The organism is Clostridium sp. AF15-41, assembly GCF_003604095.1.
Classification (GTDB): domain Bacteria; phylum Bacillota; class Clostridia; order Lachnospirales; family Lachnospiraceae; genus Coprococcus.
On sequence record NZ_QTMQ01000005.1, the window covers coordinates 147,483 to 171,463 of the forward strand.

Below are 23,981 nucleotides of genomic sequence, written 5' to 3' on the forward strand. Positions count from 1 at the left end.
GAATAGATAAATGACAGGAGGATGCAGATATGGAGATCATTACTGCAAATTCAAATCCCAAGATAAAGAATATAAACAAGCTAAATAAAAATGCGTCATTTCGCAAAGAAGAACAGGTGTTTATAGTAGAAGGAATCCGTATGTTTCGGGAACTCCCGTTTGATCGTGTAAAGCAGGTATTTGTATCGGAAACGGCATATCAGAGATATGGAACCGAGCTTCCGGAAAAAGGGATCACGGAACAGGACAGACGACTGGTTGTTGTATCAGACAGCGTATTCCGATCGATATCACAGACGAAGACACCGCAGGGACTTCTTGCTGTCGTTGAGAGATATCATTATACAATGGAAGATTTGATTTCTGTGATGGATAAACGCGAGAACGGAAATACTTTCTTAGTTCTGGAATCTATACAGGATCCGGGCAATCTCGGTACGATCGTGCGGACGGCAGAGGCTGCCGATGTTACAGGTATTATTATTGGAGGAGATTCCTGTGATATATACAATCCGAAAGTGGTACGATCCACAATGGGAACGATCTTCCGTGTGCCGTTTGTCTATGTGGATGATCCGGCGAAGGCGGTTGACCGGTTGAAAGAACATGGGATCGTTGTCTATGGGGCACATTTGGATGGATGTGACCTGTATGCAGGGAAGCTTAAAAGAAACAATGCGTTTCTGATCGGAAATGAAGGAAACGGACTGACCGATGAGTTATCATCAAAGGCTGATCGTCTGCTCCGTATTCCGATGGCAGGACAGGTGGAATCATTAAATGCTGCAATATCGGCAACCCTTCTTGCGTATGAAGCATACAGACAACGCAGATGATTAGAAATATGTGACATTAAAAAGGAGCCGGGCTTATATAGTCCGGCTTTATTCTATTTATTCAATTAATTTGTCCTAACTCCCGATATAAGACAAAACAAGACAAAAAAAGGCAGCATATCTTCCGGTATAAAAGAATATATTTTATGGTATACATTCGAAGGGATATACCAGAAGGGAGAAAAAACATGGAAAAAACATTAAACAATAACCAGGTGATCGTAGCGGGGGAGATTGCATCAGACTTTACATTCAGTCATGAGATCTTCGGAGAAGGATTTTATATGGTGGATCTTGTCGTTGCCAGACTGAGTGATACCTATGACGTAATACCACTTATGGTGTCTGATCGGTTATTTGATGTAGAGAATTCCCATATCGGGGAAAAGGTGATGGCGAGAGGACAGTTTCGGTCTTATAACAAGCATGAAGAGACGAGAAACCGTCTGATCTTATCGGTATTTGTCAGGGAGATATCGGTACTGGATGATGAGGAGGACGAAGCGGAAAACAAACCAAATCAGATTTATCTGGATGGTTATATCTGCAAGGAGCCGGTGTACCGTATGACACCACTGGGACGGGAGATTGCAGATATTCTGCTGGCAGTTAACCGGGCATATGGCAAGAGCGACTATATTCCTTGCATCTGCTGGGGCAGAAACGCAAGATTTGCGGGAAAACTGAAGGTGGGCGAGCATGTCGCTGTATGGGGCAGGATCCAGAGCCGGGAATACCAGAAACGGATCGGGAATGATCAGATCATCAGCAAGACTGCTTATGAGGTATCTGTCAGCAAAATGGAATGCCTGGAGTAGACCGGTAAAGGGATGGTAAAGCAATGAACAGACAGGGAAAAGAAGTCGTTACATATTGACAGAAACAGACAGGAATGATATAGTAATTTTATCTAATGGAAAAAAGAAAAATTCAGTAGAGGCGCGGTATTTATCAGTAAATATATGGATATATATGGAGGTAGATGATATGTGTTGAAAGGGGATACCGCCGAAGGAAGCAGTTATCCATAGAGCTGTAACCTGGTTGTGCAGCGAATAACTGTATGACTGTCATCGTCACAGATGGAGGGCTACTTTTTAAAGAAGTATATTATTTCTAAAGGTCGGCACTCGTATGCCGGCCTTTAGTACTGTATGGATACAGTAAAGAGAGTTCCGCGACGATTTTATGTATTAGATTTTAAGGAGGAAAATTTCATGTCAATTTTTGAAGGATCAGGTGTAGCTTTAGTAACACCGTTTAAGGAGAATGGTGAGGTTGATTTCGATAAGATGAAAGAACTCGTTGAATTCCATATTGCAAATGGTACAGATGCCATTATAGTATGTGGAACAACAGGTGAAGCATCCACATTATCACATGAAGAACACCTTGCATGTATAAAAGCATGTGTAGAATATGTAGATCACAGAATCCCTGTTATCGCAGGCGCAGGTTCTAATTGTACAGGAACAGCCATTTATCTTTCTACAGAAGCAGAAAGCTATGGCGTAGATGGATTGTTGTTAGTAACACCATATTACAACAAGGCAACTCAGAACGGTCTGATCGCGCACTTTACAGCTATTGCAAATTCTGTAAAGGTTCCGATCATCTTATATAATGTACCATCCCGTACAGGATGTAACATTCAGCCGGAGACAGTGGTTACACTTGCAAAGACTGTACCGAATATCGTAGGTATCAAGGAAGCATCCGGTAATATCGCACAGGTTGTTAAGCTGGCAAAGCTGGCAGACGGCTGTATTGATATTTATTCCGGTAATGATGATCAGGTAGTACCGCTTCTGTCATTAGGTGGAAAAGGTGTTATCTCAGTAACAGCAAATATCGCTCCGAGAGATGTACATGATATGGTTAAGAAGTTCATGGATGGCGATGTAAAGGAAAGTCTTGATATTCAGTTAAAGATGATCGATCTGTGTGAGGCACTGTTCTGTGAAGTAAATCCGATCCCTGTTAAGAAGGCAGTTGAGCTTATGGGCTTATGCGGTGGAACGATGAGAATGCCATTAACAGAGATGGAGCCGGCACATGTAGAGAAGTTAAAGGCTGCAATGACAGCATACGGCTTACTTTAAAAAAGAAACTACAGATGATCTGATAAAGAGCCATTCTGTATGATATAGACAAAGATGGACAGAAGGGATACAGGAATCTGTCTGCAGTATATAAAATCCCGCAGGCTCTGCGGGATTTTTGTTTACGCGGTTACGTAAGCCAAAGTTCATGCCTGTATGAGAATCTGGCGGCTGCCGCGGATGAATGAGTAAAACACAGGATAAATGGAGGAAAAGAACATGGTTCGAATCATAATGCATGGATGTAACGGTAAGATGGGACAGGTGATCACAGGACTTGTAGCAGATGATCCAAATGCACAGATCGTTGCAGGTATTGATATAGCAGATAACAGAGATAACGGATATCCGGTATTTACAGATATTAAGAAGTGTGATGTGGCAGCAGATGTAATCGTTGATTTTGCAGCAGCAGCGGCAGTGGACGCACTTCTTGATTACAGTGTGGAGAAACAGATCCCGGTAGTTCTCTGTACAACCGGTTTAAGTGATGAACAGCTTGCAAGGGTAAAAGAGAGCAGTAAGAAGGTTGCGATCTTAAAGTCAGCCAATATGTCGCTTGGAATCAATACTCTTATGAAGCTGTTAAAGGATGCCGCAAATGTATTTGCACCGGCAGGCTATGATATCGAGATCGTTGAGAAGCATCATAACCAGAAGGTAGATGCACCATCCGGAACAGCGATAGCACTTGCGGATTCTATTAATGAAGCAAGAGGCGGAGAATATGAATATGTCTACGACAGAAGTCAGGTCAGAAAAAAGAGAGATAAGAAAGAGCTTGGTATCTCAGCCGTTCGTGGCGGAACGATCGTTGGTGAACATGAGGTCATCTTTGCAGGAATTGACGAAGTGATCGAATTCAAGCATACTGCATATTCCAAGTCAGTATTTGCAAAGGGTGCGGTAGAAGCTGCAAAATTCCTGGCAGGAAAACCGGCAGGCATGTATGATATGGCAGATGTGATAGGATAGGAGAAACAATGAAACCAGAAAAGGTTGTATTATGTGCTAGTTCGAAGTATGAACAGAAATTTTATCTGAATGAGGAGTTTAAAGGACTTCCGGAAGAAATAAAAAAAGAATTAAAAATCATGTGTGTATTGTTTACAGAGGATGTAGGTGGTATACTGAGGCTTGAATTTGACCAGGAAGGAAGCCTGAATCTTGTAACAGAGGCATTTGATGAAGATCTGTTATATGATGAGATCGGATGCGAATTGAAGATCAAGCAGTTACAGAAGGACAAGCAGCAGCTGTTTTCCAGTCTGGAATTGTTTTATAAGGTGTTTTATCTGGAAGACTATTAGAGGTGAGAGATGCTATTTGCAATTGATGTAGGAAATACGAATATCACGATGGGATTGTTTGACGGGAAAAAGTTAGAGAAGACATTCCGTATGACGACAGGAATATCGAGAACTTCAGATGAATTTGGTGTGTTTTTGGGAGAGTTGCTCAGAATGAGAAATCTTCCGTTAGATGTGATCGATGAAGTTATCATTGCATCTGTAGTGCCGAATGTGATGCATTCTTTGACAAACGGAATAAGGAAATATTTCAAACTTGATCCTCTGATCGTAGAGCCGGGAGTAAAGACAGGTATTAATATTGCAATTCCAAATCCAAAGCAGCTCGGGGCAGACCGTATTGTAGATGCGGTAGCCGCGTATTATATGTATGGCGGTCCTGTGTTGGTGATCGATTTTGGAACAGCGACCACATATGATCTGGTAAATGGAGATGGTTCATTTATAGCAGGAGTAACATCGCCGGGTATCCGTCTGGGTGCAAATGCATTATGGAGCGGAACTGCGAAGCTGCCGGAAATCGAGATCAAAGTGCCGGATACGATACTCTGTAAGGATACGATCTCCAGTATGCAGGCAGGTGTATGCCTTGGGTATATCGGACAGACCGAATACATTGTAAAACGTATGCGGAAGGAATCCGGTTTTGATAATATGAAGGTTGTTGCGACCGGTGGACTCGGTAAGATGATCTATGAGAATACCGATTGCATCGATACTTATGATCCGGATCTGACCTTATATGGATTACGAATTATTATGGATAAACAAAAACAGGCATAGGAGTATTTATGGATTTTACGAATAAACTTGTTTTGGCGCCAATGGCTGGGGTATGTGACCAGCCATTTCGTTTGTTGGCAAAGGAACAGGGCTGCGATATTTTATATACGGAAATGATCAGTGCAAAGGGCTTGTACTATGATAATAAGAACACAGTTCCGCTGCTTGCGGTTTCGCCGGAAGAAGATCCGATCGGTGTGCAGTTATTTGGGTCAGACCCGGAGCTGCTTGCAGAGATGGCGAAGAAGATCGAAGATCGTGGATTTGCATTTGTCGATGTGAATATGGGTTGCCCGGTTCCGAAGATTGTGAATAACGGCGAGGGATCTGCGCTGATGAAGGATCCGCTGTTAATAGGAAAGATCGTGTCGGCAATGACAAAAGCATGTAAGCTTCCGGTTACCATTAAGATCCGAAGCGGCTTTGACAGTGAGCATATCAATGCACCCGAGGTTGCACATATAGCGGAGGAAAGCGGTGTGGCTGCCGTGGCTGTACATGGTAGGACCAGAGAACAGTATTATCATGGCCATGCGGACTGGGGAGTGATCGCAGACGTGAAAGCGGCAGTGAGTATCCCTGTGATCGGAAATGGGGATATCCTGACACCCGAGGATGTGATTCGGATGAAAGAACAGACGGACTGTGATGCTTTTATGATAGGAAGAGGTGCACGAGGCAACCCATGGATCTTCCGTGAATTAAAGACATACTTTGAGACAGGAGAGATTCCGCCAAGACCGGATAAGCAGCAGGTGAAGGAAACAATGCTCCGTCATGCCAGGCTGATGATCGATTTTAAAGGAGAGTTTACAGGGATTCATGAGATGCGGAAGCATGTTGCCTGGTATTCTGCAGGTATGTATGATTCTTCAAGACTCCGGAATCTGATCAATCAGGTAGAGAGCTATGATGAGATGGTGGAGCTGCTTGATGCATGGACGGATGGAATGCTGCTTTAAGTCATGTATGAATCCGCAGGTGTTTTTTTGGGGGCTGATTGGTTCTATATGTAAACAAATGACTCATTTCGTTTCTATTCGATACACTCAACTTATTTGTCAGCAGTCGCCCAAACTCGCCCTGATAGGCTCAAACATGGGCTTGGTGCTGACTGTTAGAGTGTATCTCATAACGAAACTATATGAACGTCTTTTGTTACATATAGAACCAGCCAGCCCCCAAAAAACACACCTGCGAATTCAGATACAGACTTGGTGTGTCAGACATTAGAAACAAATAGAGATGATTTTGAATATATGCAGCTGAATGCGTGTATGATTCAAAATTATTTCTATTTTTTTTAAGAAAAAATGCAGTTTTGATGCTAAAAATTAAGAATTTATCTTTGTGGAAGTGTCCAATGTGCCAAGTTGTTGCATAAATGTTAAGATGTTAAAATATGCAAAATGCACAATACACAATACTTAAAATTATGTAAAAATACCATATTATTTTGGTAAAATATTTTGTAGCTACGACATAATTAATAAAAATGGCTGGTTTGCTTGACCTTTTGATTGTCAGGCATTATAATAACGATACAAACAAGAGTTAATCTTTTTGTAACAATTTCGAAACTGAAAAGAAATCAAGGAGAGAAAATTATGAAGAAATTTTCAAGCTCCAGCCAGATGTTTTCAGAAAATATTAAGAAATATCTGATGAGAGCAGGTATTGTTGTAGTATCCACTTCCCTCGGAGTTGCATCATTTGTCACTCTGGCTTCGGATGAATCACGAGTTCATTCAAAAGCAAAGCTGGTAGCTGTTTCACAGCTTGAATCTACAGCAATCGAAGATACGAAGGTTGAATATTCTAAGATAGAATACACAGATTTACAGAAGTCCATCAATGATGCCGATATGTTGGCAAAGGTTGAGAAGACAAGTAAAGAGACAGAAGCCGTTGCTCTTGCAGCAAAGGAAGATAAAGTTGATCTTCTTACAGTTGAAGACAGAACAGAAGCAACTGCTGAGGAACCAACAGAGGAAACAACAGAAGTTACAACTGAGGCAACAACCGCTGAGGCAACAACGACAGAAACGACTACAGAGGAGCCGGCATCTTCATCAGAAGAGATGGCACTCGCAAAGAAGAGCAAGAAAGCAAAGAAGACAACAGAGAGCGTAGGCGATGAGAAGCAGCAGCGTGGTATCGAAGCTACAGAAGCTACGGAAGAAGCTACAGCCGGTGCAATCTATGTAGAAGATGACAGCTATCAGCCGGGAACTTATCTTGGTACATTCACAACAACAGCTTACTGCGGATGTTCATACTGTTGTGGTAAGTCCGATGGAATTACAGCCAGCGGTACATATGCTACAGAAGGAAGAACAATTGCGGCACCAAGTAATTTTGCGTTTGGTACAGAACTTATCATTGATGGTCACACATATGTCGTAGAGGACAGAGGTGGTGCAATTCGTGGTAACAGAATCGATATTTTCTTCTCAAGCCATCAGGCAGCTTTAAACTACGGAAGAAGAACTGTTGACGTATATGTCAAATAATTCAGTATAGACAGAGTGGGACAGAACCCTTTGGGTTCTGTCCTTTTTGCGTAGCGAGTAGACCATGCCCTGCTCACTGTGTGGCAACGATAAAGCCCATGTGTAGTAACAGCCTTCTATGATTGGGAATGACATTCATGTAGTTTCGTAATGAGATACACTCTAGCTGTCAGCATCAAGCCCTTGTTTGAATCCATAGGGTGAGTTAGGGCGACTGCTGACAAATAGGCGAGTGTGTCGAATAGAAACGAAATGAGTCATTCCCGATCATAGAAGACTGTTGCCACACATGGGCTTTATCTGTTATATATATCATGAATAAGTTTCTATATGACGACATAAGGCCTGACTGCCGAACTACTCATATAAAACACATGACTCATTTCGTTTCTATTCGATACACTCGCTTGTTTGTCAGCAGTCGCCCTAACTCACCCTGCGGGTTCAGACAAGGGCTTAGTGCTGACAGCTAGAGTGTATCTCATTACGAAACTGCATGAATGTCATTGCTTATTATATGAGTAGTTCGGCAGTCAGACTTGTGTCTGTTATATATAACAAGATCAGATTAAAATGAACAAAATACCTGGTAATATTTGTAAGGATGGATAGTGGATTTTCATTGTGGGATCCGGAAGTTATTGGTATAATTGATTTAACTGCGAATAAGAAGGATTGTTTCGGTGAGCTCATGACATGAGGGGGTTGTATTACCGGAACGGCTTTTGAGAAAAAGGAAGGAGAAGGTATGAGCAGACAAAGGGACAAATGGGTTACAAGGGTCATAGCATGGGTGCTGTCATTTGCGATGGCAGTAAGCCTTGTGGTGATTCCTTCGGACAGGACAGAGGCAGCGGAGGAGACGATTGCTCTGTCTTACAGTACGGGTCAGGTGACGGCAAGTGGAAATGTGGATAATCAGGTCAGCCTTGATCTTGGAAATGGCGGATACAGCGATCTGTCGGAGCTTAAGAGTGCGGGGCTTACCAAGCTTCGTGTCAGCTTCGAGGTATCATCAGCCGATGAAACCGGAAATGTTGGAGGACAGGCATTTGTAAATGCGAAAGGAACGTGGAAGGGCGAATGGATCAATGTGAATGCAGGCTCCGGCACTCAGACCGTAGAACTGGATCTGACACAGTTCTATAGCAAATCCGGTCAGTTATATAATTTCGGTTTTCAGTTTGAAAATGTAACAAGTATCACATACAAGATCAAAGAAGCGGTTCTGGTAAAATCCGGCAGCAGTTCAGGTACAGATTCCGGCAGCGGTTCCGATTCTTCTGATTTTGGAACAGATAGAGAGTATTCATCAGGTGTGACAGCAACTGTGAAGAATCAGGGAACACCAAGCAATGACTGGTCAGGCTTTGAAATGGCGATCAGCAATAATACGGGAGCATCGATCTGTGACTGGATCGTAGTATTACAGGTACCATCCGGTGCGGCAGCTGCATTTAAATGTTGGAATGCGACCTTTGTGGCAGATGGTGATACGATCTATATGTATCCGATGCAGAGTGGCGCAAATGCAGTCCTTGCGGCAGGAACGATGAAGAATGACATACCGGGTGGCGGTTTCTCGTCAAAATATATTGATGCATCCAGTATTCAGGTAAAAGCCGTTTATTATAATAAAGGAACTTCATCTTCTGTAGATTATTCCAAAGGCGAGACAAATGATGATAATACAGGCGGCTCCGGTGGTTCCGGTGGAACTTCATCCGGTGATACCACAACAAATAAAGATCTGGATGTAGAATTCAACTATGCAAAGGCATTGCAGGAAAGCTTGTATTTCTATGATGCAAATATGTGCGGTTATCTGGAAGGAACCTGCGCACTTTCCTGGCGTGGAAACTGCCATACCTATGATAAAAATGTAACATATATAAAGAATGGAAAAACCTACAATGTAGATGCTTCCGGTGGTTTCCATGATGCAGGCGATCATGTGAAATTCGGACTTCCACAGGGATATGCAGCATCCATGCTTGGAATGAGCTATTATCAGTTCAAGGATGCATTTGACGAGCTTGGTCAGAAGGAACATCTGAAGAAGATCACAGATTATTTCTGCGATTACTTTAAGCGGTGTACAGTGTACGAGGGAGATCAGGTTATCGCATTCTGCTATCAGGTCGGTGACGGTAATACAGATCATGGTGTATGGACAGCACCGGAGGGACAGACGATCAGTCGTCCGGCATTTTTTGCAGATGCGAGCAATCCGGCTACCGATGAAGTGAGTGTTGCGATCGCAGCGCTGGCATTGAACTATATTAACTTTGGAAATAATGAGGATTTAAAGACAGCAAAGGATCTCTTTACATTTGTAAAGAATAATAATAAAGCATGTGCAACTGATGGGGCATCAACATTTTATGCATCAAGATCATATGGTGATGATTATGCATTTGCTGCAAGTACACTTGCAGCTGCTACAGGTGATACTTCTTATAATTCTATTTATAACGAATATAAAGATAATTCTGATAATGGCGTGAATCAGTACTGGGTATTGGACTGGGGAAATACCGGAGCGTTGGCATGTATGCTTCAGAAGGATACCGCAAAGCTCAAAAGCATTACAGAGGTCTGCACGAACAAGAGTAAGATCGATGGAGTATTTAACTGTGTCAGTGACTGGGGATCCTGCAGATACAGTGCAGCAGAACAGTTTACCGGTCTTGTGTATGATAAGCTGACAGGAACAACGACTTACGCAAAATGGGCAACCAGCCAGATGAACTATATGTTAGGCGATAACCCGAATAAACGGTGCTATATCGTAGGCTATAATGAGAACTCCAGTGAATATCCGCACCACAGAGCGGCATCCAGATCGACAGATTCAAAGATCATAAACAGTGATCATTATACGTTGCTTGGAGCATTGGTAGGCGGACCTGGTTCAAAAGGAACTTATAAAGACGACCAGGGAGATTATCATTGCAATGAAGTAGCACTTGATTATAATGCCGGACTGGTTGGTGCGGCGGCAGGACTTTATCTGCTTCATAAGAATGATGAAACTGTATATTTATCCTATGCTAAGAAGAATGCAACGAATTACAGTACAAAGACAGCATCTGCTACAGAGCTTGGTGCTGTAGGCGTGAAGACTTATTACGGAACAAATTCCGGTGGTGATACAGAGGAAGAAGTAAAGGCAACAGCTATCAAACTGGATAGCCTGATCGTAGAATTAACAGAAGGACTTGATATTACGATCCGTGCAACGGTTACTCCAAAGACTGCGGAACAGAAGGTAACATGGAAATCTGAAAATGAGAAGGTAGCGACCGTTTCAGAAACAGGAAAGGTAACTGCGGTCGGAGCAGGTGAGACAACTGTGACAGCGACAACGACAGATGGAACAAATCTCACAGCAAGCTGCAGGGTGACAGTAAAGGCTGCACCAAAGGCAGAATTTGTTACAGATCAGACAGCTTTAACCTGTGATCCTGTTATTTATGGATATGAAGCAGGATCGACAGCATCATTTGTATTAGAGAATGAGGGAAATGATACAGGATTTGTAACGATAGCGTTAGAAAAAGGCACAGACAGCCCATTTGAAATATCCGGCGATACATCGATAAAGGTTGCAGCGTCAGATAAGACAACAGTGGGTATCGCATTAAAGACAGGTAAGGATGCAGGCTCTTACAGAGACAATCTGTTGATAGAGGCAGATAATGGACAGTCCTTTAAGATCCCGGTATCTGCAACGGTTGAGAAATGTCCGGTAACGGGTATTACATTCCCGACAGCAGGAGTGATCGTGGCAGGACAAACACTGGCAGATTCTAAGCTGACCGGTGGAGATGAGACCTATGGAACATTTGCATGGGCAGATGCAGCAGCGAAACCGGAACGAGGAACGTATCAGGGACAGGTGGTGTTGACCCTTCGTTCCGAGGCGAAGAAGAATTATGCATTTGACCGGATTACAGGGTATGATGCGGCAGCAGGCACGATCACACAGAATGTGACCGTAATAGTCAGCAGAGCAGGACTTCCGGCTATCACGTTCCCAGAGGCTTCTGATCTGGTATATGGACAGACACTTTCAGATTCTGTGCTGACAGGTGGTTCTGCAGAGTACGGAACATTTGCATGGAGCACCCCGGATGTGAAGATGGGTGAACAGGAAGTAGCAAATGGAACCAATCAGTATGAAGTTGTATTTACATGGAGTGATGCAAGCAAGAAGCAGTATCAGATCGAGGATACAGATGAGGATGCTGCATATAAGAAAATGGTTTCTGTAAAGGTACAGAAGGCAGAACAGACAGCGGTTCCGGATAGTGTGGCACTTCTTGCAAGAACAAAGGATACGATCCGGATCTCCGGTCAGGCGGGTGTCCGGTATTCAGTGGATGGAACAACGTGGAAGCAGGCAGCTTCCAATGGAGAGACAATTGAATTTGCCGGATTACGAAGCTTTACAAAGTATACAGTTTCAGGCAGATATGCAGAAACTGCAACTGCATATGCAGGAAAAGCAGTGGAATTGCTTACGGTATATACACTTGTTCAGGATCCGTATACGATCGATATAGCAAAGATTGCGGACAAAGAATATCAGGATGCATTACGGACAGATGATGGCAGAACAACAGTCAGCTATACGGAACCGGTTTTCACACTTACGAAAGATGGCAGGGACTATGTGATCACAGGAAAGAATAAGGAGCTTGTTATTAAGGCAGGTGGAGCAACAAAGATCACATTGGATCAGGCGGAGGTTGGAGCCGTTGCGATCACCGGAAATGCTGGTGGTAAGACGGAGATCGAGAGAAAAGGAACGATAACGATCGCAGGTAATGTCGAGACAGATGGCGGACTTGTGATCAATGGTGACGGAACGCTTACGGTTTCCGGTAAGATATCTGCGACCGGTGACATAACGATCAAAGGCGGAAAGGTATCGGTTGATGGAGGAGTCTTAGCAGGCGGCACAGTTCTGATCCGGGATACAGAGCTTGTCGCAGGTACAGATGAGACAGGAACGGCGATCAAAGCAGATACTGTACGGATCGAGGATTCCAAGGTAACGGTCGGAGCGAATCAGGATACGAAGAATCCACCGATCAAATCAGACAATATTATTCTGGTCGGAGACAATACAGTAGCTTCCTCTTCAGGTTCAAAGGATATCTTTTCGTCGAAACCAAAGGATGAAAATGGAGATGAGATCCCGGATACGATCCTGATCGAGAAGATCACGTTAAACAAGACCAGCGTGGTATTAAATATTGGTGATACAGAACGGATCGCAGTAGCGGCCGTTATACCGGCAAATGCAACACTGAAGACATTTGACTGGAAGAGCAGCAACGAGAAAGTAGCAAGTGTATCACAGACCGGTGAAGTGAAGGGAGTAAGTGCCGGAACTGCAGTTATTATGGTAACAGCGAAGGACGGAAGTGGTGTTACAGGCTCCTGCACCGTTACGGTAAAGAAGAAAGAAACTGTAACACCGACACCAACACCGAATCCGGAAAAGCCAACGACCGAGAAACCTACGATCGAAAAGCCGACGACCGAGAAACCAACAACCGAAGAACCCAAGAAGACGGTCAAACCGGCAAAGGTCAAGATCCAGGCAGCAACCAAAAAGATCGCTCCGGGCAAGAAACTGGCCTTAAAGGCAACGGTTACACCTAAGAAAGCAACAAATAAGAAAGTAAAATGGACGATCCGTAAATCGGATAAGAAGTATGCTTCTATCAACAGCAAGGGTGTTCTGACAGTCAAGAAAGTTGCCAAGGGTAAGACGATCAAGGTAACCGCAACAGCAGTCGGTAACAGTAAGGTGAAAGCAACTTATACTGTTAAAGTCATGAAAAAGGCAGTTAAGAAGGTTACGATCACATCAAAGAAAAAGACTGTGAAGAAAGTAACGATCAAGAAGAAACAGTCCGTAACCTTAAAAGCAAATCTGACTCCGACAAAGGGAATCAGTAAAGAGGTGACCTGGACCTCCGGTAATCCGAAGATTGCAAAGGTAACAGCCAATGGTAAGGTAACCGGAAAGAAGAAGGGAACGGTTAAGATCACGGCAAAAGCAAAGGACGGAAGCGGTAAGAAAGCAACCATTACCCTTAAAGTAAAATAATCTTTTCCATTTGTAGCAGGTGGAAACAGACAATACGATGGCGGAAGAATGATCAGATCCTGTAAAATATAAAAAACAGATTTGATAGATGCTTCCGCCGTCTTGTGTTTTGAAAACGGGTATGCTATAATGTGGACGCTTGCAGGTTGATTTCAGTATGTCTGGATAAAAGCATCGGAAAAAGAAAGCCTGCATAAGTCAAAAGAGTAAATAAAACAGAAGGAGAGTGCCATATGGAATTGATATACAGAAGTACAAGAAATGCAAATGAAACAGCGACCGCATCAGAAGCAATATTAAAGGGTCTTGCAAATGAAGGAGGATTATTTGTTCCTGACAGTATTCCTGCTCTTGATGTCAGCCTTACAGATCTGGCGCAGATGAACTATCAGCAGGTTGCTTATGAAGTAATGAAGCTGATGTTTACAGATTTTACAGAAGAAGAGTTAAAGCATTGTATCAATTCAGCATATGACAAGAAGTTTGATACACCGGAGATCGCACCACTCGTACATAAAGCAGGTGCATATTATCTGGAATTATTCCATGGCTCAACAATCGCATTTAAGGATATGGCATTATCCATTCTTCCTTATCTGCTTACAACATCCGCAAAGAAGAATCATGTAAAGAACGAGATCGTTATTCTGACAGCTACTTCCGGTGATACAGGAAAGGCAGCACTTGCAGGATTTGCAGATGTACCGGGAACAAAGATCATCGTATTTTATCCAAAGCATGGTGTAAGCCCGATCCAGGAGAAGCAGATGGTAACCCAGAAGGGTGAAAACACATTTGTCGTAGGAATTACAGGCAACTTCGATGACGCACAGACAGGTGTTAAGAAGATGTTCTCAGATGAGAAGCTTGCTTCATACATGGACGAGAAAGGATATCAGTTCTCATCCGCCAATTCAATCAATATCGGACGTCTGGTTCCGCAGATGGTTTATTATGTATATGCATATACAAGACTGGTTAAGGACGGTACGATCAAGGCCGGCGACAAGATCAATGTTGTTGTACCAACCGGTAACTTTGGAAATATCCTTGCAGCATATTATGCAAAAGAAATGGGACTTCCGATCGCGAAGTTCGTATGTGCATCAAATGACAACAAGGTATTATATGATTTCTTTACAACAGGTACTTATGACAGAAATCGTGAATTTATCTTAACAACATCACCATCTATGGATATCCTGATCTCAAGCAACTTAGAGAGACTGATCTACAAGATCGCAGGAAATGATGCAGAGAAGAATGCAGCACTGATGAAGCAGTTAAGCACAGAAGGTGTATATACGATCACAGATGAGATGAAAGCAAAGCTTGCTGAATTTGCGGGCGGTTATGCAACAGAAGCAGAAACCTCGGCAACGATCAAGAAAGTATATGAGTCGGATTCTTATATCATGGATACACATACAGCAGTAGCAGCAACCGTATATGACAAGTATGTAAAAGAAACAGGAGATAAGACTCCTACGGTTATCGCTTCTACAGCAAGCCCATACAAGTTTACAAGAAGCGTTATGGAATCTATCGATGAAGCTTATGCAGCAAAGAGTGACTTTGAATTAGTTGACGAGCTCTGCAAGTTATCCGGTGTAAAGGTTCCACAGGCGATTGAGGACATCCGTACAGCTCCTGTTCTTCACGACACAGTATGTGACAAAGAAGAAATGGAGAGCGTCGTAAAGAAGTTCTTAAACATCTAAAAACAGATGCCGGTCAGATATGACAGACAATACAGAAACAGAATAACTGACAGTTCATTAATACCATCCTGTCACTAAACAAAACTAGGAAAACACGCGCATGAAGGGCATTTTCCTATATGCGCGTTTTTTACATAGGAATGTTATATTGCACAGCTGTCAGCTTGTACGATGTAATCGCCCGACTTGTTTCGTTTCTATTCGACCTGCACGCCTATTTGTCAGCAGTCGCCCAAACTCACCCATACGGGTTCAAACATGGGCTTGGTGCTGACAGCTAGTGCAGGTCTCATAACGGGACTACACAAATGTCGATGCTTATTACACCGTACAAGCTGACAACTGTGTAATATAACATTCGAAAATAAAAGAAAGAGGAAGATATGTACAGTTTAAAGACAAATTCAAGTTTTGACAGCGCGCATTTCCTTGCGGGCTATGAGGGTAAATGCAGAAATCTGCACGGACACCGCTGGACGGTTGAAGTTGAAGTCGGCGGCGAGAAGCTGATGCAGGACGGACAGACCAGAGGCATGGTTGTAGATTTTGGAGATCTGAAAAAGGATCTCAGAGAGAAAACAGAAGAGATGGATCATTGCCTGATCATGGAGAAAGGTACATTGAAGGAAAAGACGATGGAAGCACTGGCAGAAGAACAGTTCCGTATCATCGAGCTTCCGATGCGTCCGACAGCAGAGAATCTGGCAAAGTATTTTTATGAATATATGGCAGATAAGGGATATCAGGTGATTCGTACCACAGTTTATGAGACCCCGACCAATGCAGCGACGTATATGGCATAATAGCAGAAGAAAAACTATATAGCGTAAAATAATATAAGACAAAAAAGACTTAGAATAAATAACAGGCAAGATCAAGGATGTCATAATAGATAAATGACATCGAAGGATATCATATACAAAAAGTAAGAAGGAAATAGAAATGGCAAAATTTAAAGTAGCGGAACGATTTGTCAGCATCAACGGTGAATCCGTAAAAGCCGGAGAATTGGCAGTATTTATTCGTTTTACAGGTTGCAATCTGAATTGCAGTTACTGTGATACCAAATGGGCAAATGAAGCAGATGCCCCATACGAAGAACTGACGGATGAAGAAATCTATGACTATATCAAACGAACCGGAGTCAGAAACGTGACATTAACCGGTGGAGAACCATTGATCCAGAAGGATATCGATAAGCTGCTCCTGATGCTGGCGATGGATGAGGAGCTTCAGGTAGAAGTAGAGACAAACGGAAGTGTTGATATCGCAGAGTTTAAAGCACTGACAGACCGGGTAGCATTTACACTTGATTATAAGCTTCCGGGAAGCGGAATGGAAAGTAATATGTGCTTTTCAAATTATAACTACATTGATAAGAAGGATGCGGTAAAGTTCGTATCCGGCTCGATCAAGGATCTGGAAACAGCAAGAGACATTATTCATGAATGGGCATTGGATATCAAATCAAACGTCTATATCAGTCCGGTATACGGTAAGATCAATCCGGAGGATATCGTTGATTTTATGATCGAGAATGAAATGAATGGTATAAAATTACAGTTACAGCTTCATAAGTATATCTGGGATCCGGAGATGCGCGGAGTGTAAAACGGATGAAACCGCAGATATCGATATTAACATATTATTTGGATAATAGATTAAGAGTAATAAGAGAATGGAGTAGAAATGGCAATTGATAAAGAAGCAATAAAGGAGCATATACGTGGAATCCTTGTAGCACTTGGTGATGACCCTGACCGGGAAGGCTTAAAAGAGACACCGGACCGTGTTGCGCGAATGTATGAAGAAGTATTTGAGGGAATGAATTATACCAACGATGAGATTGCTGAGATGTTTGGCAAGACATTCAAAGAGGAAGATGCAGCACATACAAGTGATATGGTATTCGTAAAGGATATCGAGGTGTTTAGCTACTGCGAACATCATATGGCATTGATGTATGATATGAAGGTGTCAGTGGCATACATCCCACATGGCAGGGTCTTGGGACTCAGCAAGATCGCACGGATCGCAGACATGGTAGCGAAGCGGTTGCAGCTTCAGGAGCGGATCGGATCCGATATCGCATATGTGGTTGGAAAGGCAGCAGGCTCACCGGATGTAGCCGTACTGATCGAGGCAAATCATAGCTGCATGACAGCAAGGGGCATTAAGAAGCCGGGAACGAAGACCTATACAACGACGTTCCGTGGTGCATTTGAGAATGATGTGAATTTACAGAATAAAGTATTGATGATGAACCGATAGGAGGATATGAAAGATGCAGAATTTGAAGAACAGAGATGAAGCAGTTGTTGTATTCAGTGGTGGACAGGACAGTACGACCTGTTTGTTATGGGCACTTAAGAAGTATAAAAAAGTATACGCAGTATCATTTGACTATGGACAAAAGCATATAAAAGAATTAGAATGTGCAAAGAAGATTGCTGAAAAATTTGGAGTAGAGCATCATATTCTGGATATGAGTCTGTTGAATCAGCTTGCACCAAATTCATTGACAAGAAGTGAGATGAAGGTAGACGAGAATGCACCGGAGGTCGGTACACCGAATACATTTGTAGATGGAAGAAATATGGTATTTCTGACATTTGTAGCGATCTATGCGAAGCAGAAGGGCGTCAGCGACATTATAACCGGTGTCAGCCAGAGTGATTTCTCCGGCTATCCTGACTGCAGAGATATTTTCATCAAATCATTGAATACAACACTGAATCTTGCGATGGACTATGAATTCGATATCATCACACCATTGATGTGGATCGATAAGATGGAGACCTGGAAGCTGGCAGATGAACTCGGCGGACTCGATGTTATCAGAGATATGACCCTTACCTGTTATAATGGTATTCCGGGCGAAGGATGCGGTCACTGTCCATCCTGTAAGCTCAGAAAAAAGGGATATGATCTCTACATGGAATATAAAAAGAATCACAATGCATAAAGCATAAACCGGACGGGAACAGAGCAATCGGATAAATGCGTTCCTGTAAACAGTAATGAGGTATGATTATGAAAAAAATGCTGTTTATTGTAAATCCCAAAGCGGGACGAACAACTTTGAAGAATTGTCTTATAGATGTCATAGATATCTTTTGCAAGAAAGACTATGAAGTCAGAATTTATCTGACACAGGGAGTCGGTGATGCTGCCCGTGTCGTAAAAGAAGAAGGAGAGAACTACGATGTGATCGTATGTGCCGGAGGTGACGGAACTCTTGGTAATACGGTTACAGGATTTATGGAATGTGGACTGAATCGGCCGCTGGGGTATATCCCATGTGGCTCGACAAATGATTATGCCAGAAGCCTTGAGATTCCGAAGGAAGCAATCGAGGCAGCGGAACAGCTTGTCGCGGCCGCACCTTTTTCGGTAGATGTCGGAGAACTGAATAAGAATTATTTTGTCTATGTTGCGGCGTTTGGCATTTTTTCGGATACATCTTATGCAACCTCTCAGAATATGAAGAATATTTTAGGACATGCTGCATATGTATTACAGGGTATGAAGAGTCTTGTAAATGTTCCGACATATAATCTGAAGATTGAATTTAATAACCAGACATATACCGGTGAGTTCATGTTCGGTATGATATCGAATTCAGTATCGGTTGGTGGATATAAGAGTCTGACCAGCCATGGAGTTGAATTCGACGATGGCTTGTTCGAAGGAGTTCTGATCCGTAAGATCCAGAATTTTGCAGATCTCCAGAGAATCATCAATTCGCTGCTCCTTGGAAATACAAATGAGACGAATATGGTGACATTCCGTACGAATCGTGTTGTGATCGAGAGCGAAGAGCCGATCGCATGGACCTTGGATGGTGAATATGGTGGAGAATATACCAGATCAGAGATATCGGTTCACAGACGGGCAATCGCTCTACTGGTATCACCGGAAGAAGAAAAAGAAGAAGTTAAGTAGTTCAAACTGAGTTGAAAGAAAGAGGTTTACAGTTATGGGTAAATATTTTGGAACAGATGGATTCAGAGGTGAAGCAAATAAGGATCTTACTGTACAGCACAGCTTCAAGGTCGGACGTTATCTTGGCTATTATTATGGCAAGAAGAATCCGGAAGGCAAGGCAAAGGTGGTTATCGGTAAGGATACCAGACGTTCAAGTTATATGTTTGAATATGCGCTGGTCGCAGGCTTAACGGCAAGTGGTGCAGATGTATATCTGATGCATGTAACACCGACACCGAGTGTTTCCTATATTGTCAGAACCGATGGTTTTGACTGTGGAATCATGATCTCGGCAAGCCATAATCCATACTATGATAATGGTATCAAGATCATCAATGGCATGGGTTACAAATTAGAGGCTGCGGTTGAAGAAGAGATTGAGCGTTATATCGATGGTGAGATTCCGGAGATTCCGCTGGCTACAAAAGAAAATATCGGATGCACGGTTGATTACTCCATGGGAAGAAATCGTTACATGGGATATCTGATGACGATCCCTACCCGATCCTTTAAGAATATGAGAGTAGGACTGGACTGCGCGAATGGTGCAGCCTATCAGGTTGCAAAGGCAGTATTTGATGCACTCGGAGCAAAGACCTATGTGATCAATAATGATCCGGACGGAACCAATATCAATACAAATTGTGGATCTACCCACATTGAGGGACTGCAGAAGTTCGTAGTAGAAAAAGGACTGGACGTAGGATTTGCTTATGACGGTGATGCAGATCGTTGTCTGTGCGTTGATGATAAGGGCGAGTTAGTAGACGGAGATAAGATCCTGTATGTCTGCGGACGTTATATGAAGGAACGCGGAGAACTGAATAAGAATACGATCGTAACAACGATCATGTCAAACCTTGGCTTATATAAAGCATTGGATAAGAAGGGAATCTCCTATGATAAGACAGCAGTCGGTGACAAATATGTATTTGAATCCATGATGGAGCATGGATATTCTATCGGCGGCGAACAGTCAGGACATATCATCTTCTCCAAATATGCAACGACCGGAGATGGTGTATTGACGTCTTTGAAGATCATGGAAGTTATTCTGGAACGCAAATGTAAATTATCAGAGTGCTTCAAGAGCCTGACAATCTTCCCGCAGCTTCTGGTAAATGTAAAGGTGTCCAGTAAGGATGCGGTTATGAATGATCCGGATGTGCAGGCATTAAATCAGAAGATCGCAGAGGAGCTTGGTTCTGACGGAAGACTTCTTCTTCGCCAGAGCGGAACAGAACCGCTTATCCGTGTTATGGTAGAAGCAGAGAGTGATGAACTCTGCAACAAATATGTATATCAGATGGTAGATCTGATCAAAGAGAAAGGTTATGCAATATAGAGAAAATGGCTGTTAATTTCCGGAATAATTTTTCACATTCCAACATTGACAGAAAAACAGAAAACGTATAAAGTCTTAGTGCGTTAAAAAATAAAATACGAGAGGCAAAACATGAACGAGAATATAAGATCCCATTATTTTGAGAATGATGACAAGATGCATGAAGAATGTGGTGTTTTCGGAATGTATGATTTTGACAACAATGATGTTGCAACCTCCATTTATTATGGATTGTTTGCATTGCAGCATCGAGGACAGGAGAGCTGTGGTATCGCAGTATCAGACACGGAAGGTCCCAAGGGGAAGGTAAGCTCCATGAAGGGCATGGGTCTGGTAAATGAGGTGTACACACCGGAATCCTTTGAGAAATTAAAAGGAAATATCGGTGTCGGACATGTCAGATATTCAACTGCCGGCGCGAGTACGATAGAAAATGCTCAGCCATTAGTCTTAAACTATGTAAAAGGTACACTTGGTCTTGCACACAACGGTAATCTGATCAATGCGCCGGAGCTTCGTAAGGAACTGGCACTTACGGGTGCGATCTTCCAGACGACGATCGACTCCGAGGTTATTGCTTATCATATCGCAAGAGAACGTGTGAACAGTGCAAGTGCCGAGGAAGCAGTTATGAAAGCACTCAGAAAAGTGAAGGGATCTTATTCACTTGTAGTAATGAGTCCAAGAAAGCTGATCGGAGCCAGAGATCCGTTTGGATTCCGCCCGCTCTGTATCGGAAAACGTGATAATGCCTATATTCTTGCATCGGAAAGCTGTGCCCTTGATACGATCGGTGCAGAATTTATCCGTGATGTAGAGCCCGGAGAGGTCGTAACGATCTCACCGGAGTATGGTATTCAGTCCTATAAGGATATGTGTCAGGAGAAGCATGCAAGATGTATCTTTGAATATATCTATTTTGCCCGTCCGGATTCCGTATTTGACGGAATGGGAATCTATGAATCCCGACTGATCGCGGGAAGATGTCTTGCAAAGGACAGTCCGGTAGATGCAGATATGGTTGTAGGTGTTCCGGAATCGGGAAATGCAGCAGCTCAGGGATATTCACTGGAATCCGGCATTCCATACGGAACGGCATTTGTCAAGAATGGCTATGTCGGCAGAACATTCATTAAGCCACAGCAGAGCCAGAGAGAGTCCAGTGTCCGCGTGAAGTTAAATGTATTAAAAGAAGCGGTAAAGGGCAAGCGTATCATCATGATCGATGATTCCATTGTCAGAGGTACAACCTCAGACCGTATCGTAGGAATGCTTCGCGAGGCTGGCGCAAAGGAAGTTCATGTAAGGATTAGTTCGCCTCCGTTCTTATATCCTTGTTATTTTGGAACGGATATCCCGGACAGAGAGCAGTTGATCGCATATAACCGTTCGGTTGATGAGATCTGCAAGATCATTGGCGCCGATTCCCTTGCTTATCTTCGCAAGGAGCGGCTGGTAGAGATCTCCGGTGGAAGACAGTACTGCCACGGCTGCTTTACAGGGGAATATCCGATGGAGCCACCAAAGGAAGATATCCGCGGAGAACATGAGAATTTCAAACGCGGTGAAGATTCAAAAGTAAAATAAAGAAATACAGGAGAGGTAAAAATGAGTACAGACAGATACACAAGCCCATTCTGCGAGAGATATGCAAGTAAAGAAATGCAGTATATTTTCTCTCCGGATAAGAAGTTTAAGACATGGAGAAAATTATGGATCGCCCTTGCAGAAACGGAGTATGAACTCGGCCTTTCTGAAAACGGCAAGCCGGTTATCTCACAGGAGCAGATCGATGAGTTAAAGGCACATGCAGAGGACATCAATTATGATGTAGCAAAAGAGCGTGAGAAGATGGTTCGTCATGATGTTATGAGCCATGTATATGCATACGGCGTTCAGTGCCCAAAGGCTGCCGGCATCATCCATCTGGGAGCAACAAGCTGCTATGTTGGTGATAACACAGATGTTATCGTTATGACAGAGGCTATGAAGCTTGTCAGAAAGAAATTATTAAATGTGATCAACGAACTGTCCAAGTTCGCTATGGAATATAAAGATCTGCCGACACTGGCATTTACCCATTTCCAGCCTGCACAGCCAACAACTGTTGGTAAGCGTGCAACCTTATGGCTTCAGGAACTGATGTTGGATCTGTCTGATCTGGATTACATGATCGGTCAGCAGAAGCTCCTGGGATGTAAGGGAACAACAGGAACACAGGCAAGCTTCTTAGAGCTCTTTAACGGAGATCATGAGAAGGTTCGCCAGATCGATAAGAAGATCGCAGAGAAGATGGGATTTGAAGCATGCTATCCTGTATCCGGACAGACTTATTCCCGTAAGGTAGATTCCAGAGTCTTAAATGTACTTTCCGGTATTGCGCAGAGTGCACATAAGTTCTCAAATGATATCCGTCTGTTACAGCACTTAAAAGAGATCGAGGAGCCATTTGAAAAGAACCAGATCGGTTCATCAGCAATGGCATATAAGAGAAATCCGATGAGAAGTGAGAGAATTGCATCTTTATCAAACTACGTTATGGCTGATGCATTAAATCCTGCATTTACAGCAGCAACACAGTGGTTTGAGAGAACGCTGGATGATTCCGCAAACAAGCGTGTATCTGTTCCGGAAGCATTCCTTGCAATCGACGGTATCTTAGACCTGTACCTGAATGTTGTAGATGGTCTGGTTGTATATGATAAGGTTATCTATCAGAGATTCATGAAGGAGATTCCGTTTATGGCAACTGAGAATATCATGATGGATGCTGTAAAACGTGGCGGTAACCGTCAGGAGCTGCATGAGCTTATCCGTGAATACTCCATGCAGGCAGGCGCAACTGTAAAGAAAGAGGGCAAGGAAAATAACCTTGTTGATCTGATCGCAGCAGATCCTGCATTCGGCATGACCAAGGAAGAGATCGAAGCCATCCTTGAGCCAAAGAACTTTGTCGGACGCGCACCGGAGCAGACCGAGGAATTCATCACAGAGGTTGTAAAGCCGGTACTTGATGCAAATAAAGACATACTTGGCATGACCGCTGAGATCAACGTATAAAAGTTAAATATCACATGAATCAATTAGGGATGTATATCCCCCTGTAATGACGTGTTGTGGTTTCTATTCAGTGCACATACCTGATTCGTAAATGCTCTTGTGCTAACTTGCCTTCGGCTCAAACAAGCACTCGCATTTACTGGTAATGTGCACTTCATAACGAAATCCTCACAATGTCATTACAAGGGGATATGCAT

18 protein-coding genes and 1 riboswitch are annotated in these 23,981 nt (G+C 43.1%); all 18 genes read left to right on the forward strand.

Going from position 1 to position 23,981, the window contains the following annotated elements; all coding sequences use genetic code 11:
- Nucleotides 1-29 precede the first annotated feature (29 nt).
- The 18 genes from DWW43_RS05535 to purB all read left to right on the forward strand — a co-directional run bounded on the left by DWW43_RS05535 (nucleotide 30) and on the right by purB (nucleotide 23,784).
- Nucleotides 30-836, forward strand: coding sequence for an RNA methyltransferase (locus tag DWW43_RS05535; protein ID WP_119962961.1), 807 nt, complete (start codon nucleotides 30-32; stop codon nucleotides 834-836).
- Nucleotides 837-1,024: 188 nt separating this feature from the next.
- Nucleotides 1,025-1,654, forward strand: coding sequence for a single-stranded DNA-binding protein (locus DWW43_RS05540; protein WP_165853019.1), 630 nt, complete (start codon nucleotides 1,025-1,027; stop codon nucleotides 1,652-1,654).
- A gap of 108 nt (nucleotides 1,655-1,762) precedes the next feature.
- Nucleotides 1,763-1,937, forward strand: a riboswitch (Lysine riboswitch).
- A gap of 116 nt (nucleotides 1,938-2,053) precedes the next feature.
- Nucleotides 2,054-2,938, forward strand: coding sequence for a 4-hydroxy-tetrahydrodipicolinate synthase (gene dapA / locus DWW43_RS05545; protein ID WP_119962963.1), 885 nt, complete (start codon nucleotides 2,054-2,056; stop codon nucleotides 2,936-2,938).
- Between the two features lie 219 nt (nucleotides 2,939-3,157).
- On the forward strand, nucleotides 3,158-3,913 hold the full coding sequence (dapB, locus tag DWW43_RS05550; protein ID WP_119962964.1) for a 4-hydroxy-tetrahydrodipicolinate reductase: 756 nt from the start codon (nucleotides 3,158-3,160) through the stop codon (nucleotides 3,911-3,913).
- 8 nt (nucleotides 3,914-3,921) lie between these two features.
- Nucleotides 3,922-4,248, forward strand: a complete 327-nt coding sequence (locus DWW43_RS05555) for a DUF6145 family protein (RefSeq protein ID WP_008401359.1) — start codon at nucleotides 3,922-3,924, stop codon at nucleotides 4,246-4,248.
- Between the two features lie 9 nt (nucleotides 4,249-4,257).
- Nucleotides 4,258-5,031 carry a type III pantothenate kinase gene (locus DWW43_RS05560; protein WP_119962965.1) on the forward strand — a complete coding sequence of 258 codons (774 nt, stop codon included), beginning with the start codon at nucleotides 4,258-4,260 and terminating at the stop codon, nucleotides 5,029-5,031.
- An 8-nt stretch (nucleotides 5,032-5,039) separates the two neighbouring features.
- On the forward strand, nucleotides 5,040-5,993 hold the full coding sequence (dusB, locus tag DWW43_RS05565; RefSeq protein WP_119962966.1) for a tRNA dihydrouridine synthase DusB: 954 nt from the start codon (nucleotides 5,040-5,042) through the stop codon (nucleotides 5,991-5,993).
- 645 nt (nucleotides 5,994-6,638) lie between these two features.
- The gene (locus DWW43_RS05570) at nucleotides 6,639-7,544 is read left to right on the forward strand and encodes a 3D domain-containing protein (RefSeq protein WP_119962967.1); all 906 of its coding nucleotides are present in this window, start codon (nucleotides 6,639-6,641) and stop codon (nucleotides 7,542-7,544) included.
- Between the two features lie 748 nt (nucleotides 7,545-8,292).
- On the forward strand, nucleotides 8,293-13,671 hold the full coding sequence (locus DWW43_RS05575) for a glycoside hydrolase family 9 protein (protein WP_119962968.1): 5,379 nt from the start codon (nucleotides 8,293-8,295) through the stop codon (nucleotides 13,669-13,671).
- A 233-nt stretch (nucleotides 13,672-13,904) separates the two neighbouring features.
- Nucleotides 13,905-15,392, forward strand: coding sequence for a threonine synthase (thrC, locus tag DWW43_RS05580; protein ID WP_119962969.1), 1,488 nt, complete (start codon nucleotides 13,905-13,907; stop codon nucleotides 15,390-15,392).
- Nucleotides 15,393-15,775: 383 nt separating this feature from the next.
- The gene (gene queD / locus DWW43_RS05585) at nucleotides 15,776-16,195 is read left to right on the forward strand and encodes a 6-carboxytetrahydropterin synthase QueD (RefSeq protein WP_008401369.1); all 420 of its coding nucleotides are present in this window, start codon (nucleotides 15,776-15,778) and stop codon (nucleotides 16,193-16,195) included.
- Between the two features lie 139 nt (nucleotides 16,196-16,334).
- Nucleotides 16,335-17,003: a putative 7-carboxy-7-deazaguanine synthase QueE gene (gene queE, locus DWW43_RS05590; protein ID WP_119962970.1), complete on the forward strand. Its 669-nt coding sequence runs from the start codon at nucleotides 16,335-16,337 to the stop codon at nucleotides 17,001-17,003.
- Nucleotides 17,004-17,081: 78 nt separating this feature from the next.
- Complete coding sequence (gene folE, locus DWW43_RS05595) at nucleotides 17,082-17,663, forward strand: GTP cyclohydrolase I FolE (RefSeq protein WP_008401371.1); 582 nt, start codon at nucleotides 17,082-17,084, stop codon at nucleotides 17,661-17,663.
- A 13-nt stretch (nucleotides 17,664-17,676) separates the two neighbouring features.
- Nucleotides 17,677-18,357, forward strand: coding sequence for a 7-cyano-7-deazaguanine synthase QueC (gene queC / locus DWW43_RS05600; RefSeq protein WP_021944852.1), 681 nt, complete (start codon nucleotides 17,677-17,679; stop codon nucleotides 18,355-18,357).
- Between the two features lie 68 nt (nucleotides 18,358-18,425).
- Nucleotides 18,426-19,337 (forward strand): diacylglycerol kinase family protein, encoded by a 912-nt coding sequence (locus DWW43_RS05605; RefSeq protein ID WP_119962971.1) that lies wholly within the window; start codon nucleotides 18,426-18,428, stop codon nucleotides 19,335-19,337.
- Nucleotides 19,338-19,371: 34 nt separating this feature from the next.
- Complete coding sequence (glmM, locus tag DWW43_RS05610; protein WP_008401374.1) at nucleotides 19,372-20,724, forward strand: phosphoglucosamine mutase; 1,353 nt, start codon at nucleotides 19,372-19,374, stop codon at nucleotides 20,722-20,724.
- 111 nt (nucleotides 20,725-20,835) lie between these two features.
- A complete protein-coding gene (purF, locus tag DWW43_RS05615; RefSeq protein WP_008401375.1) occupies nucleotides 20,836-22,311 on the forward strand; it encodes an amidophosphoribosyltransferase in 1,476 nt (491 codons plus the stop codon).
- A gap of 21 nt (nucleotides 22,312-22,332) precedes the next feature.
- Nucleotides 22,333-23,784: an adenylosuccinate lyase gene (gene purB, locus DWW43_RS05620; RefSeq protein WP_021944856.1), complete on the forward strand. Its 1,452-nt coding sequence runs from the start codon at nucleotides 22,333-22,335 to the stop codon at nucleotides 23,782-23,784.
- The last annotated feature ends 197 nt before the right edge of the window (nucleotides 23,785-23,981 follow it).